Genomic DNA, 14,384 nt, shown 5'->3' with positions numbered 1-14,384 from the left:
CTACTAAAAAAGGGGTGATATGGAATTGGGATTTTGGATTTTTATGATGGTTTTGAATTTATTAATTCCATTTACAATGATTGGGTTTGGCAAATACTTTATCAAAAATGCACCAAAAGAAATCAACTATGTTTTTGGATACCGAACCTCTATGTCCATGAAAAATGAAGATACTTGGGTCTTTGCACATCATTATTGTGGAAAAGTATGGCTAATATTAGGAAGCATTATCCTTATTCCTTCTGCGATAGCCATGTTGTTTGTAATTGGAAAAGATGCAAATACTGTAGGAACTTTTAGTTTAATACTTTGCAGTATACAACTCATTTTCTTAGTTGGTTCAATATTTCCCACGGAGAGAGCTTTAAAGAGTAATTTTGACGAACAAGGTAGGTAATAGAAAGAAAGCATAATTTTCAGGGTGGGATTTTCTAATTTGTATTGAGTGAAGGTATTTATGGAATGGGAAAATTTAAACTTGTTTGTTTCGACTTGGATGATACCTAATTCGAGATATTCATTCTGTTATGTTGCCCTGCATTTTGAATGGAAAGGAAAAAGAGCACTCTTTCATTCAAGCACAGGAAGAAAAAGGCGTGATTGACTACATGTTTTGTTACATAATGCATGGCGAAGATTGGGAAAGTGTTGTTGATAATGACACAGTTGCTATTCACGAACATGCAAGCAAATAGGAAAGTTCTTTCATCACCCATTAAGCGGAGTAAAGGCTAAAGTGTTATTTACTGGTAGCAAAGAAGATGAGTTCATCAAATTGGTTCATACAGAGTCTTATATAAAAACCTACTCGGAGATTAATTGAAAAATAGGTAGCGGAGAAATGCACGTTTTTAGTAAAGGCAGGCATCCCGCATTATTTTCAACAAAGATGAATTTGTTAAATTGGCAAAAGATTTTCTTACCAAGTAGTGCAGTTATCTTGGCAATTACTAGTTCTTATAAATGCAACAGATTTGCAGGATAATGTAGAATAGTTAAGGGGGAATTTCATGAAGAAAGCTACTATAACTGTAATTGCCTTAGTTTTAGCAATTATTGTTCTTCGTTGTATTGGTAGCTATGCTAGAGAAACTAAATTGCCTGCTGTAAGTAATGAGGTTATACAAAATGCTACTTCTAAAATTATATCTGAAAATGGACTGGAAGATTGGACTATTACAATGGCTCCAACATTAGGAACAAGTATTCAATACAATGGCAACTCAGCAATTCAAGAGGTATTGATTAAATTTTCTACAGGCATCACTCTTAAAGTTCCTACGTTACAGCCAAAATCTCCAATTGAATCGCAGGGAAAGAGTACTTTTTATATTGGCAAGGTCAATGTAAATTTAGAATGGGTTGATAAAGGACAAAAGCACAGCGGAAGTATAACTTTTCAAATAGACTCAGTTAAATAACTTTTGGCACATTCTCAAGCCATTTAGTTACTGCCACAGCTCGTTTTTTCTGGAGGCTGAAATGCCTAAAGAACAGGAAATGTTTGATTTAATATTAAATATCGCACATAAGAATGAAAGATTCGTGCAGTTCTTTTAGGCGGGTCAAGAATAAACCAGAATGCTATCAAAGACATTTTTCAGGAATATGACATTCGCTTGGGAGGAAAAGAAATTGAAAAGGGTTCATCTAATTATGACGGTTGTCATTGTGGTTCTTATTCTTGGGGGGACGCTTATAGCCCTATTACCATCCAAGGAAAACGGAAAAACAATAGAAGAAGCAATTGAGAAATCTGGTAGACAGGTAGTTAAGATAATTCACGAAGAAAAGGTAACAGGTGGAGAAGTAGTTTTCTTTTACAAAAGTATTAATGGAGGAAATAATTCAACAGTGGCCTCTGGATATGTAAAAAAGACGCTTTGGGGCTGGGAGTGGGCTTATGGTGGGGAGCATTCGCATTCAGAACCAGGGCTACCAATTACAGCACAATACTTTCCCTCAACAAAAGACACACCATTTCCACTAGCTTTTGGGGAAATTTCTGATTCTCAAATTGTTCGGGTTAACGTACAGACTGACAAAAGAACAATAGATAAAGAAACAAGAATAGTCAATAATGGGACGACTAGAATATGGTTTGTGTTTCTTAATCCTTCAGATGGTCCTCTAACAAAGGTCATTGGTCAGTCCCAGAGCGGGCAAATCTTAGCTTCCGAAGATATTAGTCTGTAAACTGAATCATATCCCACGCGAATGGACTAATATTTAGAAGTCTTTTTCTAGTGAGCGGGTACACATCACAAATAAAATGGCTGCAAAACACGGTGGTTTTACTTGATCCGCAATGGTCGGAGAAAAATATATCGATAACGGCCAAACTTGACAAAGTGACTATTTCCGCTGACGAGGGGCTTCTCTGACCGCTCCATTGGCGGCAATGTGAGTGTGAAAAGCGAGATTGGGAAAGGAACAACCTTTATAGTCACCCTTTAAGTTATATTTGTTTACACTTCGTTATACTCGGTTACGCCCCGTTTAACCTCCGTTTATTTTGCAGCTTTATAATAAGGCTTGCAAACCCTCCTTGTTAGTCAAAAAAATAGCCCCGTTTCGGTTGTGTTTCCCTCCATATTTATCGGTTATCCTATTTCAACTGCGTCTGCGATTGGTGTAGTAGTAATGTTCCCGTTAGTATTCCTGTCGAACGCTTTTGTTCCGGCCGAAACGATGCCGGGTTGGCTGCAATATTTTGTCCTGCATATCAACCCGCTATCCCGCGTTGTAATGATGGTGCGGCAGTTGTTGACTTATGGCATGATAGGTGCGGATTTTTGGTTCGCATTATTTGGCACCTTGGCGATACTCGTCGTATTCATTCCGCTGACACTTAATGCGTATAAGCGCAAGGCGTAATCTTTCCCCGCAAGAAGGCAATCCAAATTCGTCACCGGTGACGAATTTAACCTATAGCCAGGCTCTCATCCTTCTTGGGATCTCAGAAGAGTAACCTGCATGTTTGCGAAAAAAGCACAATGCAGATGGCTTTGTGCAATCGATAAATCTTATGGTACAGACTTAATCAAATCCGAATAATCCTCACTCAGGGTAAAATTAATATGAGTGAAAAAAACCGATTTTCAATAATAAGAAAATCGGTTTTTTATTTTATCGGAGTCCAAAAACGCTTATCAATTTAGGCATCGGTGCTTAGCGCTTAGCCCTTAAAACGTTTATCGTTAAGCATGTGTCGATCTCGTCTGATGACCTATAAAACGCTTTAACCTCTTTATATTTGTTCAATTTGTAATAATTCAAGGTTACTGTCATCACAGATAGCAATCTGTAGCATTAAATAGGATTGTTTATATTTTTTGACATTATTAAAGGCTGTGATTTAAAATCTTTTGATATTTTGTAATTATCTACAAAAACAAAGCACAGATTTTGTGAGGTCCTATAAATAGAAATATAGTAAAGTTAAAGAGAAGCTTTCTTATTCTAATACTTGTTATAGTAAGACTATAAATAGGAAAAGTGAAAGAAAGATTTTAGTAAAGGAAAAAACGTTATTGATAATCCTTGATTAAGTCTGAATACCTAATAGAGGAGGGAAATTGAGCTTTTTGTGGATATTATAACATTTCTAAGGAGGTAATAAGGTATGCCCGATTTTGTTGATAAGGTAAATAAATTAAATATCAGCCGAAGAAATTTTATCAAAGCAAGCACAGCAGCGGCGGCTAGTTTATCGTTAGTGGGATGTGGAAATACATTAACAACCACCGGTGAACCTCTCAGTCTTTGCTTTCTATCTAAAAGAGTTTAGATCTAGTCAGAGATTTTGTGGAACAATTGGAGATGAACAAGGATGAAGCCCATGAAAGGGCGCGTTCCGAATATACACGCTTGTTCATTGGCCCGGCCAAATTGCCTGCTCCACCTTGGGAATCTGTCTATGTGCTGAAAGAACGGTTGATTTTTCAAGAAAGTACGTTGAAAGTACGTCAATGTTACTTAAACTATAATTTTCTTCCTGTTCATTACCGATCAGAACCGGATGATCACATTGCTCTGGAATTAGACTTTATGTATAATCTTAGCAGTCTTCTTGAAATTTCTTTCCAGGAAGGAAAGATGAGACGAGCCAGTGAAATTCTCAAGGATCAGAAAGACTTTTTAGAGGAGCATTTACTTGTTTGGGTTCCACAATTTGTTTCTGACTTAAAAACTTCTACTTCCCATCCTCTTTACAGAGGAGTGGCTGATATGTTGAATGAATTCCTACAGGTTGATTCTACGGTTATCGATGAGATCTTGGATACTCTTTGATTTAAAAAACAGGTGATTTTGCTTCATTAAAAGGGACCTATAGAATGGACATTTATAAGTAAGTCCGTTCTATAGGTCTTTTTATAATATATTGAAAGGCATCCTCCGAGGTGCTATTTTTTTAGCTCCGTTAAAAGGTTTGACTTCAGTTTGACAGCGACTGCTTTTGAGCAGTTGCTGTCAAACTGGAGTAGAGTTATGCAAATGTCAAAATTCAGGTTGAAGAATTCACTGCGGTTTAATGATACTCCTAAGAAGCAAGTGCACGCTTGCATAAACCATTAAGAGTATGTAAAATATAAGCAAGTAAGTACTTGCATGAAAGCAAGTTAATAAGGGGTGATTATTGCACATGAACGATCTTGAAACAGGTAATTGGAATGATAACGCTTTAAGCCTCAGAATTATTGATGCGGCTAAACAACTTTTTATGGAACATGGATTTAAAGGAACAACAACAAAAATGATTGCCGAAAGGGCAAGAGTAAATGAGGCAACGCTATTTAGGCACTTTAAAAATAAAGAAGGTCTCTTTTTAGCAATAACAAAAGAGATAACCCAAGATGGTAATTCAAGACTTGAAGGCATTATAGAAAGTGACCTTCCCTTAGAAGACCTGCTTTTTGAATTCGGTATGGAGTTGTATAGGAGAATCGTTGAAAGCAAAGGTATCCTGATTGTTGCAATTATTGAATCAAAACGAAGAACAGAATTGATTAAAAATGTTACAAATACGTTTAAATCCATTATTGTAATTTTAGAGAGAAAATTAATAGCTTTATACAAAAAAGGACTGCTTGGGCAAAGTGATTTTTTTACGGTTTCATTAATGTATGTGGAATCTTTAATCGGTCTTTTCGTTGTCCAGAATAGGTTAGAAGGAGATCTTATACCGGTAGAAATTGATAGATTGTGCAGAAGTGCTTCAAAGGTCCTGTCAAATGGATTGCTAAAAAGATGAGGATTCGACAAGAAGAGGGGGATTAGAGATGAAAAAAAGGGCTTTGCTTATTGCTTCATTATTCTTTGCAGCTGTTATTCTGAATGGATGTGGCGGAAACAATGATGCAAGCGAATCTGATACAAAGACTTATCCGGTAAAAACGTTGGTGCTTAAGGAAGAGAGTTATCCTATTTCACTCGAGTATGAAGGGATTACCGGCGGAAGTGAGGTGAGAAAATTATCGTTTAAAAGCTCTGCCAAGATAGCGAAACTATACGTTTCTAAAGGCCAACCTGTAAAAAAAGGTGACCACTTGGTAGATCTGGATAAAACCGACTTGAATTTCGCCCTGGAAGCCTCAAAATCTCAAATGAATGCAGCTTCGGCCCAATATAATAAAGCGGTAAATGGTGCCCAGCAAGAGGATATAAATAAGGCTCAGATAGCAGTTAACAATGCGCAGGACAACTATAATTTTTACAAGGATTTATATGATAAGAATTTACAATTATATAATCAGTCAGCGATTTCTAAACAAGCATTGGATAGTGCAAAACTTCAACTAGATAGCAGTGAAGCTAGTTTGAATATTGCCCAACAGAGTTTGCAGCAGCTAAAAACTGGAACCAGGGAAGAGGACAAAGAGGCACTTTTGGCCCAGTTGAATACAGCGACAACCGACTATAATTCAAAAGTGAATTTAGTTCAAGATGCCTCATTAGTTTCCGATACAGATGGCTATGTAGTAGATGTTCTCTGCAAGGAGGGTGAACTGCAGCCGGCCGGCAATCCGGTTATTTTACTGAGAAGTGAAAATCAAGTTGTTACTGTAGGATTGACAGATAACGATGTGAAGAAACTAGAGGTCGGTACAAAAGCGCAGGTGAAAATTGATGATCTTACATCAGATGGAGAAATTATAAATATTGTTCAAATGGCCGATCCGCAATCCGGAACCTATAGTGCTGAAATCAAACTTTTAAATCCTATTGACAACAATAAATTTTATATTGGTGAATCTGTTAAAGTTTACATAAATGCCGGTGAGAAAAGCTCCATTTGGGTTCCTATCAGCAGCATTTTAAATGATGGTGAAGATTATGTTTATGTAGATGAGAGTGGTCATGCTGTCAGAAAAAATGTTACCTTGGGTGACGCGCAGGAAGATAAAGTTTCAGTAGAAGGTCTGAAAACCGGAGGTAAACTGGTGATCGAAGGAATGAAAACTATAAAAGCAGGTTATCAGGTTACAGAAAAGTGAGGTGAATTGAGTTATGGGATTGATTAAAGGAGCCATAGAAAATAAAAAAATTGTACTTTTTCTAGTAGTTCTAGCCATCATCGGAGGAATATACAGTTACTACATAGTCCCCAAGCAAGAAAGCCCGGATGTATCCTCTCCAGCGGCCATGATTACGACAATATACCCTGGAGCGTCGCCTAGTGACATAGAAACACTCGTTACGAAAAAAATTGAAGACAAAGTTGAAGAAATAGATGGTTATGATTATGTCGAATCATACTCTAAAAATAGTGCCTCAATCGTTATTGTTTATTTAAACAATGATGCAGATAAAGACAAAGCGTGGAGAGATTTAAGAGATAAAATTAAAGATTTAAAATCAGATCTACCGGATGGATGCCAAGATAGCACGATAGATACAAACCTCACAGAGACCGCCGGGATGATCTTAAGCATATCCGGTAAGAACTATTCCTATGAGCAGCTAGGTAATTATGCGGACGATATAAAGAAAGAATTATCCAATGTTGACGGTATTTCCAGATTTGACGTCAAGGGAAAGCAAGATAAGCAAGTTAAAGTAGAAGTTGATTGGAGTCAAATCAATAAATATGGTGTTTCCTTAGAAGATGTGTGTAATGTGCTAAAGGCTCAGAATATCGATATTCCTTCGGGGTCCCTGAATTTAAAAACCGGCAAGATCAAGGTTAAAACGCCCGGTACATATACGTCACTGCAGGATATTCAAAATACTATTATAGGAGTTTCAACTGCTACTGGAGAAACTGTAAAAATTAAAGATATAGCAAAAGTATCTCTGGATTATGATGACGATTCGAACCTTAAATTTACGGATAACGGTGCTAATGCGGTACTACTCGCTGGATATTTTCAAGAAAATAAGAACATAGTTCTTGTTGGGGATGATGTAAGAAAAAAATTAGATACTCTAAAAAAACAGCTCCCCAATGACTTGACAATCGATGAAGTGACGTTTCAACCTAAAGACGTGAGTGATTCGGTGTCCTTCTTTATGAAAAACCTTAAGGAAGGTGTAATCCTTGTAATTATCACTGTACTTATAGGGATGAGTCTGAGAAATGCGATGGTGGTATCTGCAGTTATTCCCATATCCATATCCATGTCTTTTCTTGTAATGTACGTCCTGGGAATTAAGGTTCAGCAGATGTCAACCACTGCACTTATCATCGCTCTTGGGATACTTGTGGATGATGCCATCGTCATAGGTGATGTTATTCAGGTCGGGATAGATAAAGGGATGTCCGGAAATGAAGCAGCATTACAGGGTATTAAAAAACTCTTTGTTCCCGTATTTACTTCTACCTTAATTATAGTCGGTGCCTTCGCTCCACTGTTAACGATTCCGGGGGCTGTTGGGGAATTCTTAAGAACCTTGCCTCAGGTTGTTATGATTTGTGTAACTTGTTCCTATATTTCAGCGTTATTTGTAACGCCTGCCATGTCTTCATTGTTTTTTAGAAAAAGTAAAAATCCTGATAAAGAAAGTATAGTCCGTAAAATGTTCCGTAATCTTTTAACTTACGGACTTAAACATAAGCTAACAATCGTTATAGCAGCCTTGGGTATATTCTTGGCAGCGGTGGGTCTGATGAAAACGCTAGGAATGCAGTTTTTCCCTTATGCTGATAAGAATATCTTATATATTGATGTTGCCAATGAGAAAGTAGAGGATATTGACAGTACGACTGATATGGTGAAACAAGTTGAAAATGTCCTTAAAGCACAAAAAGAGGTGACAGGCTATACCTCAGCCATTGGAGGCGGTATGCCTAAATTCTATATTACATTAGCCTCGGTTGCAGGCTCGAAAGATACGGCTCAAATTATGGTAAGAATAGACCTTAACAAAACAAAACAATTTAAAACAAGACAAGAACTGGCTGAACACATCCAAAGCTTGTTGGACAGCAAACTTAGTCAAGGGACAGCTACGGTTAAACAGTTAGAGCAAGCTCAGCCAATAGGAGCACCTATTCGCTTAAGGCTGACCGGAGATGATTTGGATAAACTTTATAGCGCTTCAGAACAAATCCAACAAAAATTGCTGAACATCCCAGGTACGTTAAATGTAAGGGATGATGCGGCCAAGAAATCTTATGAATATGAAATTAATATTGATGATACGAAAGCATCACAGCGTGGCTTGCTGAAATCTGATATCCTTAAACAGATAAATATTGCCCTAAGCGGCTACAGCAGCTCTGTCTATAGAAAAAATGGCAGTGAATATGATATTTTAGTTAAAACCAATATTTCGTCTGTAAAGGATCTTGAAAACCTGCAAATTAAATCAAGTGTTACTAATAACAAGGTACTTCTGTCACAGGTAGCATCGATTGATCTCAGTTCAGAATTGGATCAAGTTAAACATTACCAAAAGGAAAAAACTGTAACGGTGTACAGTGATGTAAAAACCGGATACAACTCAGTCAATATAGAAAATGCACTTAATGAACAAATAAATACCATGGATTTAGCTGGAGTAAGTGTATTGTACGATGGAGAAAAGCATCAAATACAAAAGAATTTTAGCAGCCTTGCTTTAGCCGGGGTACTTACCATACTGATCATTTATGTTCTTTTATTTATTCAATTTAAATCGTTTATTCAGCCACTCATCATTATGTGTTCCCTTCCATTGTCCTTAATGGGTGTAGTTATAGGACTTATGATATTTAAGATGCCCTTATCTTTAACGGCTGTAATGGGGATCATAAGTCTCATTGGAGTTGTTATAAGAAATGCAATATTGCTTATTGAATATATAAACAGTGGCAGAGAAGAGGGACTTACAATTGATGAGGCCTGTATGCATGCTGTAAGTCAACGATTTAGACCCATCATACTAAGTTCCACGGCAACGATCACAGGGCTCATACCTCTGGCTCTGTCCAAAAGTGCGTTATTTGGCCCGATGTCTGTAACAATAATGTTTGGACTTCTAACAGCGACTTTCCTCACATTTATTGTTATACCGGTAATTTATTCTTTAGTTAATACAAAATTAGAACAAAGGACAACTAAGGGGCCTATGATAAGCGTTTAAACAACATCTGTTCAAAAGCATCCTGTCCGTTTACTTTAGGCGAGTGACTTCATTCTGAGCAACTATCGTCTGATTTGCAGGAAATTGGCCTATAGTTCCGAGGTCAACAGACTATTAAGAGGCTAACATTTGTTTCCTGAGATGAGTAATATGTTGATGTGGAATACGTAAAAATGCTATACTTAGGATGCAGTCTGATAGTTACAAAAGAAGGCAGCATAAATGCTTACGCCATCTTTTGATTGAAACGTAGTCATAAGAGGCAAAACGGGCGTGGATGTCATCGTAGAAGGACTAGAGTTTCCCGTTAAGTCTAGCACCTATTCTAATGTTGGCGTTACACAAGAATTCAAAACTCGATGAAGATGAAACTATAGCAGGAAGATACTGAAAGCAGGGAATGCCGGAAAATATGCCTTTCCTTTGGCTTTACCGGCTGTAAAGTACTTAGGCAGCAGAATCATCGTTATTGAATGTGCTAATAAAGAAAAGCTTATCAACTTTTGGGGATTAATGGATTTAACGGCTTGCAGGAAGATGAATTTGTTCAGATGATACGTTTTTAAGTTAAATTGATGTGATATCTGATGATGAAACAGCCCAGGGGTTTGATAGCCCTTGGGTTTTGCTGCTAATAACGGCAAAGGTGGAGTGTAATAATAGAGATGGAGGAAGACATCATGGCTAAATTTAAAAGGGTGATGGTTGCCAATAGAGGCGAAATTGCAATTAGGGTTTTCAGAGCTTGCAATGAGCTGGGAATAAGGACTGTCGCAATATTCTCCAATGAAGACAAGTATTCCCTCTTCAGAAGTAAGGCCGATGAGGCTTATCTCATTGGCGAAGGTAGGAATCCTGTTGATGCTTATCTAAATATTGAGGAGATCATCAGTCTGGCGATCAAGAAAGGCGTGGATGCCATCCATCCAGGATACGGCTTCTTGTCGGAAAACCCTGAATTTGCTAAGCGATGCGAACAAGAAGGCCTTGAATTCATAGGGCCGACGGCGGAGATGATGGACAGGCTGGGAGACAAGATCAAGTCTAAGATTGTCGCTAAGGAAGTCGGAGTTCCGATCATCCCGGGTTATGAAAAGGATGTTAGATCCGTGGATGAAGCAAGAAGGCATGCGGCAAAATGTGGTTATCCCTTGATGTTTAAGGCAGCCGCTGGAGGCGGCGGAAGGGGCATGAGGATCGTCAGGGACGAGACGGAGTTGGAGTCCGCCTTTTTAAGTGCCAAAAGCGAGGCGAAAAAAGCCTTTGGCATTGATCATATCTTTATGGAGAAATTTATTGAGAAACCGAAACATGTCGAAGTGCAGGTTCTTGGGGATAGGTACGGCAATATCGTTCATATGTTTGAAAGGGATTGTTCAATCCAGAGAAGGCATCAGAAGGTCGTGGAATTCACGCCTGCCTTTTCCATCTCCCAAGACATAAGAAATAATATCTATCAGGATGCTCTGAAGATTGCGAAGGCTGTAAAATACAGGAGCGCAGGAACCCTGGAATTTCTGGTAGACAACCAGGGGAATTATTATTTCATTGAAATGAATCCTCGGATTCAGGTTGAGCACACGGTTACCGAGATGGTTACAGGGATAGATATCGTACAGGCCCAGATTCAGATTGCCCAAGGATGCGCTCTGAATTCTCCTGAGATCGGAATAAATTCCCAGGAGGACATCAGACTCAACGGGTATTCCATTCAATGCCGAATCACGACGGAGGACCCCTCGAATAATTTCGCCCCTGACACAGGGAAGATCGAATCCTACAGGACCGGCTCGGGATTTGGGATCAGGCTGGACGGCGGCAACGGATTCACTGGAGCTGAAATCAGTCCTCATTATGACAGTCTCCTCGTCAAGAACATCTCTTGGTCCAGGAGTTTTCAGGATGCCGTCAAAAAATCCATCCGGTCTATAACGGAGACGCAGATTACAGGAGTTAAGACCAATATCGGATTTCTGATCAACGTGCTCAATCACCCGCAGTTTTTAAAGGGAGAATGCCATACCGGTTTCATCGAGGAAAATCCTGACTTGATCTCCCTCACCCAGAAGACGGATGATGAGAGCCGGGTTCTGAAATTCCTCGGCAATGTCGTGGTCAACGAGACGATGGGGATAAAGGTGCAATACGATGTCCCTAAGGTACCTCAAATCGACGGTAACAGTCCGAGCAATCTGAGCGGGACCAAGCAGATCCTTGATGCTCAAGGTGCAAAGGGGCTTGTCACCTGGATAAAAGATCAGAAGAGAGTGTTACTTACAGACACGACTATGCGGGATGCCCATCAGTCTCTGATGGCGACAAGGATCAGGACAAAGGACATGATCAAGATCGCTAAGGCGACTTCGATCTACGGCAAGGATCTGTTTTCTCTGGAAATGTGGGGGGGCGCCACCTTTGACGTGGCTTACAGATTCCTTAAAGAGTCTCCGTGGGCAAGGCTGGAGCAACTGCGGAAAAGGGTCCCCAACATCCTGTTCCAGATGCTCATAAGAGGAGCGAATGGGGTAGGCTATAAGAACTATCCTGACAATGTCATCCGGGAATTCATAAAAGAGTCGGCTGTCTCAGGCATCGATGTCTTCAGAATCTTCGACTCCCTAAATGAGCTGAGGGGTATGGAAGTTTCAATTGACGAAGTCTTAAAGAGCGGGAAGGTTGCTGAAGCCTGCATCTGCTATACTGGAGACATCCTCGATAGTGGGAAGGAAAAATATAACTTAGAATATTATATCAAGCTCGCAAAAGAGATAGAAAAAACAGGAGCCCATATCCTGGGCATAAAAGATATGTCGGCTCTCCTGAAGCCCCATGCGGCCTACATGCTGGTCAGCGCATTAAAAAATGAGATTGGGATTCCTATCCATCTTCATACCCATGACACCACAGGCAATGGGGTGGCAACGGTTCTTATGGCTGTTGAAGCGGGGTTGGATATTGTGGATACTGCCTTTAACAGCATGTCAGGCCTTACGAGCCAACCGGCTATGAATTCTATCGCTGCAGCGCTTAAAAATATGGAAAGGGATCCGCGCATCGACGTGGAAGGAATCCAAAAGGTCTCTGACTACTGGGAAGCGGTTCGGCCAGTCTATAGCAAGTACGAGTCAGGCTTGAAATCGGGATCTGCAGAAATCTACAGATATGAGATTCCCGGAGGGCAGTACTCCAACCTAAAGCCTCAGGTGGAAAGTTTCGGTCTCGGGCATAAGTTCAACGAGGTCAAGGAGATGTACAAGACAGTTAACGAGATGTTGGGAGATATCGTGAAAGTCACCCCGTCTTCGAAAGTTGTAGGGGATTTCGCCATCTTCATGGTTCAGAATTATCTCACCCCGGAGAATATTTACGAGAAAGCGGAAAAGATGGCCTTTCCTGATTCCGTAGTTTCGTATTTCAAGGGTATGATGGGCCAGCCGATGGGAGGATTCCCAGAGAAACTTCAGAAGCTGGTATTGAAGGGTGAAAAACCGATCAGTGTACGTCCAGGAGAACTGCTCCCAGATGAGGATTTCGAAAGTATCGCTAAGCACCTGAAGGATAAATTTGACTTTGAACCAACTAGGAAGGATATCCTGAGCTATGCCCTGTATCCTGAGGTGTTTGAAGGATTCTTGAAAATTGTTTCCGAATACGGAGACCTGAGCAGGCTTGAAAGTGATGTGTTCTTTCATGGTCTTTACGAAGGAGAAATCATTGAGGCTGAGGTCGCTGAGGGCAGGAGTCTAATGATCAAACTTCGTTCCATTGAGAAGCCGGATCTGGAAGGATACAGAACTCTAGTGTTTGAAGTCAACAGGAATAGAAGAGAAATCAAAATCAAGGACAAGAACTGGAGCAACATCAACCTTCTTAGCCAGTCTGGGGAATATAGCTTGACAGAGATGGCAGACCCTGACAATAAGAATGAAATCGGGTCCCCAATCCCAGGGACTGTTGTGACGTTGCTGGTTAAAGAAGGAGATAAGGTAACAGAGAACCAGCCGCTGGTGGTTGTCGAAGCCATGAAAATGGAAACAAGGATAATGAGTTCCACTGCAGGGATTGTCAGTTCGGTGAATATCAAGGAAGGACAGGAAGTCAAGGCTGGAGAGCTTCTTATCGTTGTCGAATAAATGGTAGGGAAAACCACTCTCTAAGGAAGAAGTCTAATAATTCGGGTATAGCAAATTGTGAAGAGAACCTTAGGCCAATCAAGGATGAGCCAAAGGTTCTCTTGTGGTTCTAACCGTCGTCGACCAGGTTTGGCCGTGAAGTTTATCACCAAGGAAAGCAAATTTGGCATCCGTTACATCAGTTTTCATTTAAAGTGAGGAATCATCCATATTCAGTAAAATATTCTATATGTTGACGACTGAAGAAGGTATTACAAAAACCGTGTAGAATTTAGTAACATAAGATCTTATAGCTACTATGAAAAGGGGGGAGCTAATGGCTGTCTTTGTGCAAAATGTGAATAATATAGAAGAACTTGGAATTAGCTTCGTTAGTCCCTTTTCAATAGAACAAGTGACGTATTAATGGGTCGATAGATCGATTACCACGGTCAAAAAAAGAAAATAAGTTGCCCGATGTTCTTAGTCAGCAGGAGGTACTTCAAATACTAAACTCTGTAAAGAATATAAAGCACCGTGCTATACTGATTTTGACCTACTCGGCGGGCTTAATATTCAAGAATTATTAGGACATAAAAGTTCGAAGACTACAGAAATTTATACACATGTGGCTGAAAACGACATCCGGCGCATTAGAAGCCCCTTAGGTTGGATTAGTACCAACGAGGAAAGCGCCGAAGAATA

13 protein-coding genes and 1 pseudogene are annotated in these 14,384 nt (G+C 39.7%); all 14 read left to right on the top strand.

All coding sequences use genetic code 11. The features are described 5' to 3' along the window. The first annotated feature begins 25 nt into the window (after positions 1 to 25). The 14 genes and pseudogenes from VZF35_RS01695 (at position 26) to VZF35_RS01630 (ending at position 13,700) form a co-directional block, all read left to right on the top strand. Positions 26 to 397 carry an SdpI family protein gene (locus tag VZF35_RS01695; protein ID WP_407314404.1) on the top strand — a complete coding sequence of 124 codons (372 nt, stop codon included), beginning with the start codon at positions 26 to 28 and terminating at the stop codon, positions 395 to 397. Positions 398 to 542: 145 nt separating this feature from the next. Then, positions 543 to 695, top strand: a complete 153-nt coding sequence (locus VZF35_RS01690; RefSeq protein ID WP_407310378.1) for a hypothetical protein — start codon at positions 543 to 545, stop codon at positions 693 to 695. A gap of 315 nt (positions 696 to 1,010) precedes the next feature. Beyond that, positions 1,011 to 1,421, top strand: coding sequence for a hypothetical protein (locus tag VZF35_RS01685; protein WP_407310377.1), 411 nt, complete (start codon positions 1,011 to 1,013; stop codon positions 1,419 to 1,421). Between the two features lie 120 nt (positions 1,422 to 1,541). Further along, entirely contained in the window at positions 1,542 to 1,751 is a 210-nt protein-coding gene (locus tag VZF35_RS01680; RefSeq protein WP_407314402.1) for an aminoglycoside 6-adenylyltransferase, read from the top strand. Further along, positions 1,657 to 2,196: a hypothetical protein gene (locus VZF35_RS01675; RefSeq protein ID WP_407310376.1), complete on the top strand. Its 540-nt coding sequence runs from the start codon at positions 1,657 to 1,659 to the stop codon at positions 2,194 to 2,196. The genes VZF35_RS01680 and VZF35_RS01675 overlap by 95 nt, the downstream gene beginning before the upstream one ends. Positions 2,197 to 2,246: 50 nt before the next feature. Next, the gene (locus VZF35_RS01670; protein WP_407310375.1) at positions 2,247 to 2,384 is read left to right on the top strand and encodes a hypothetical protein; all 138 of its coding nucleotides are present in this window, start codon (positions 2,247 to 2,249) and stop codon (positions 2,382 to 2,384) included. Positions 2,385 to 2,580: 196 nt separating this feature from the next. Continuing rightward, positions 2,581 to 2,877: an ABC transporter permease gene (locus VZF35_RS01665; RefSeq protein ID WP_407310374.1), complete on the top strand. Its 297-nt coding sequence runs from the start codon at positions 2,581 to 2,583 to the stop codon at positions 2,875 to 2,877. Then, the gene (locus tag VZF35_RS01660) at positions 2,855 to 2,971 is read left to right on the top strand and encodes a DUF3102 domain-containing protein (protein ID WP_407310373.1); all 117 of its coding nucleotides are present in this window, start codon (positions 2,855 to 2,857) and stop codon (positions 2,969 to 2,971) included. Before VZF35_RS01665 ends, VZF35_RS01660 begins: the two co-directional genes overlap by 23 nt. Before the next feature lie 654 nt (positions 2,972 to 3,625). Then, positions 3,626 to 3,748: pseudogene (locus VZF35_RS01655) on the top strand (twin-arginine translocation signal domain-containing protein); the annotation flags it as partial. Positions 3,749 to 3,807: 59 nt separating this feature from the next. Beyond that, positions 3,808 to 4,293, top strand: coding sequence for a molecular chaperone (locus VZF35_RS01650; RefSeq protein ID WP_407310372.1), 486 nt, complete (start codon positions 3,808 to 3,810; stop codon positions 4,291 to 4,293). Positions 4,294 to 4,645: 352 nt separating this feature from the next. Beyond that, positions 4,646 to 5,254 carry a TetR/AcrR family transcriptional regulator gene (locus VZF35_RS01645; RefSeq protein WP_407310371.1) on the top strand — a complete coding sequence of 203 codons (609 nt, stop codon included), beginning with the start codon at positions 4,646 to 4,648 and terminating at the stop codon, positions 5,252 to 5,254. 28 nt (positions 5,255 to 5,282) lie between these two features. After that, positions 5,283 to 6,497: an efflux RND transporter periplasmic adaptor subunit gene (locus VZF35_RS01640; protein WP_407310370.1), complete on the top strand. Its 1,215-nt coding sequence runs from the start codon at positions 5,283 to 5,285 to the stop codon at positions 6,495 to 6,497. A 13-nt stretch (positions 6,498 to 6,510) separates the two neighbouring features. Next, on the top strand, positions 6,511 to 9,567 hold the full coding sequence (locus VZF35_RS01635) for an efflux RND transporter permease subunit (RefSeq protein ID WP_407310369.1): 3,057 nt from the start codon (positions 6,511 to 6,513) through the stop codon (positions 9,565 to 9,567). A gap of 680 nt (positions 9,568 to 10,247) precedes the next feature. Then, positions 10,248 to 13,700, top strand: coding sequence for a pyruvate carboxylase (locus VZF35_RS01630; RefSeq protein WP_407310368.1), 3,453 nt, complete (start codon positions 10,248 to 10,250; stop codon positions 13,698 to 13,700). Positions 13,701 to 14,384 lie beyond the last annotated feature (684 nt).

This window comes from Desulfosporosinus paludis, assembly GCF_045689965.1.
Classification (GTDB): domain Bacteria; phylum Bacillota; class Desulfitobacteriia; order Desulfitobacteriales; family Desulfitobacteriaceae; genus Desulfosporosinus; species Desulfosporosinus paludis.
This window is presented reverse-complemented; position numbering and strand designations above follow the sequence as displayed.

Excerpts from the sequence above, each read along its gene's own strand:
- VZF35_RS01645 (WP_407310371.1), top strand. The coding sequence starts at position 4,646 with ATGAACGATCTTGAAACAGGTAATTGGAATGATAACGCTTTAAGCCTC.
- VZF35_RS01640 (WP_407310370.1), top strand. The coding sequence starts at position 5,283 with ATGAAAAAAAGGGCTTTGCTTATTGCTTCATTATTCTTTGCAGCTGTT.
- VZF35_RS01635 (WP_407310369.1), top strand. The coding sequence starts at position 6,511 with ATGGGATTGATTAAAGGAGCCATAGAAAATAAAAAAATTGTACTTTTT.
- VZF35_RS01660 (WP_407310373.1), top strand. The coding sequence starts at position 2,855 with ATGCGTATAAGCGCAAGGCGTAATCTTTCCCCGCAAGAAGGCAATCCA.
- VZF35_RS01675 (WP_407310376.1), top strand. The coding sequence starts at position 1,657 with ATGACGGTTGTCATTGTGGTTCTTATTCTTGGGGGGACGCTTATAGCC.
- VZF35_RS01630 (WP_407310368.1), top strand. The coding sequence starts at position 10,248 with ATGGCTAAATTTAAAAGGGTGATGGTTGCCAATAGAGGCGAAATTGCA.
- VZF35_RS01685 (WP_407310377.1), top strand. The coding sequence starts at position 1,011 with ATGAAGAAAGCTACTATAACTGTAATTGCCTTAGTTTTAGCAATTATT.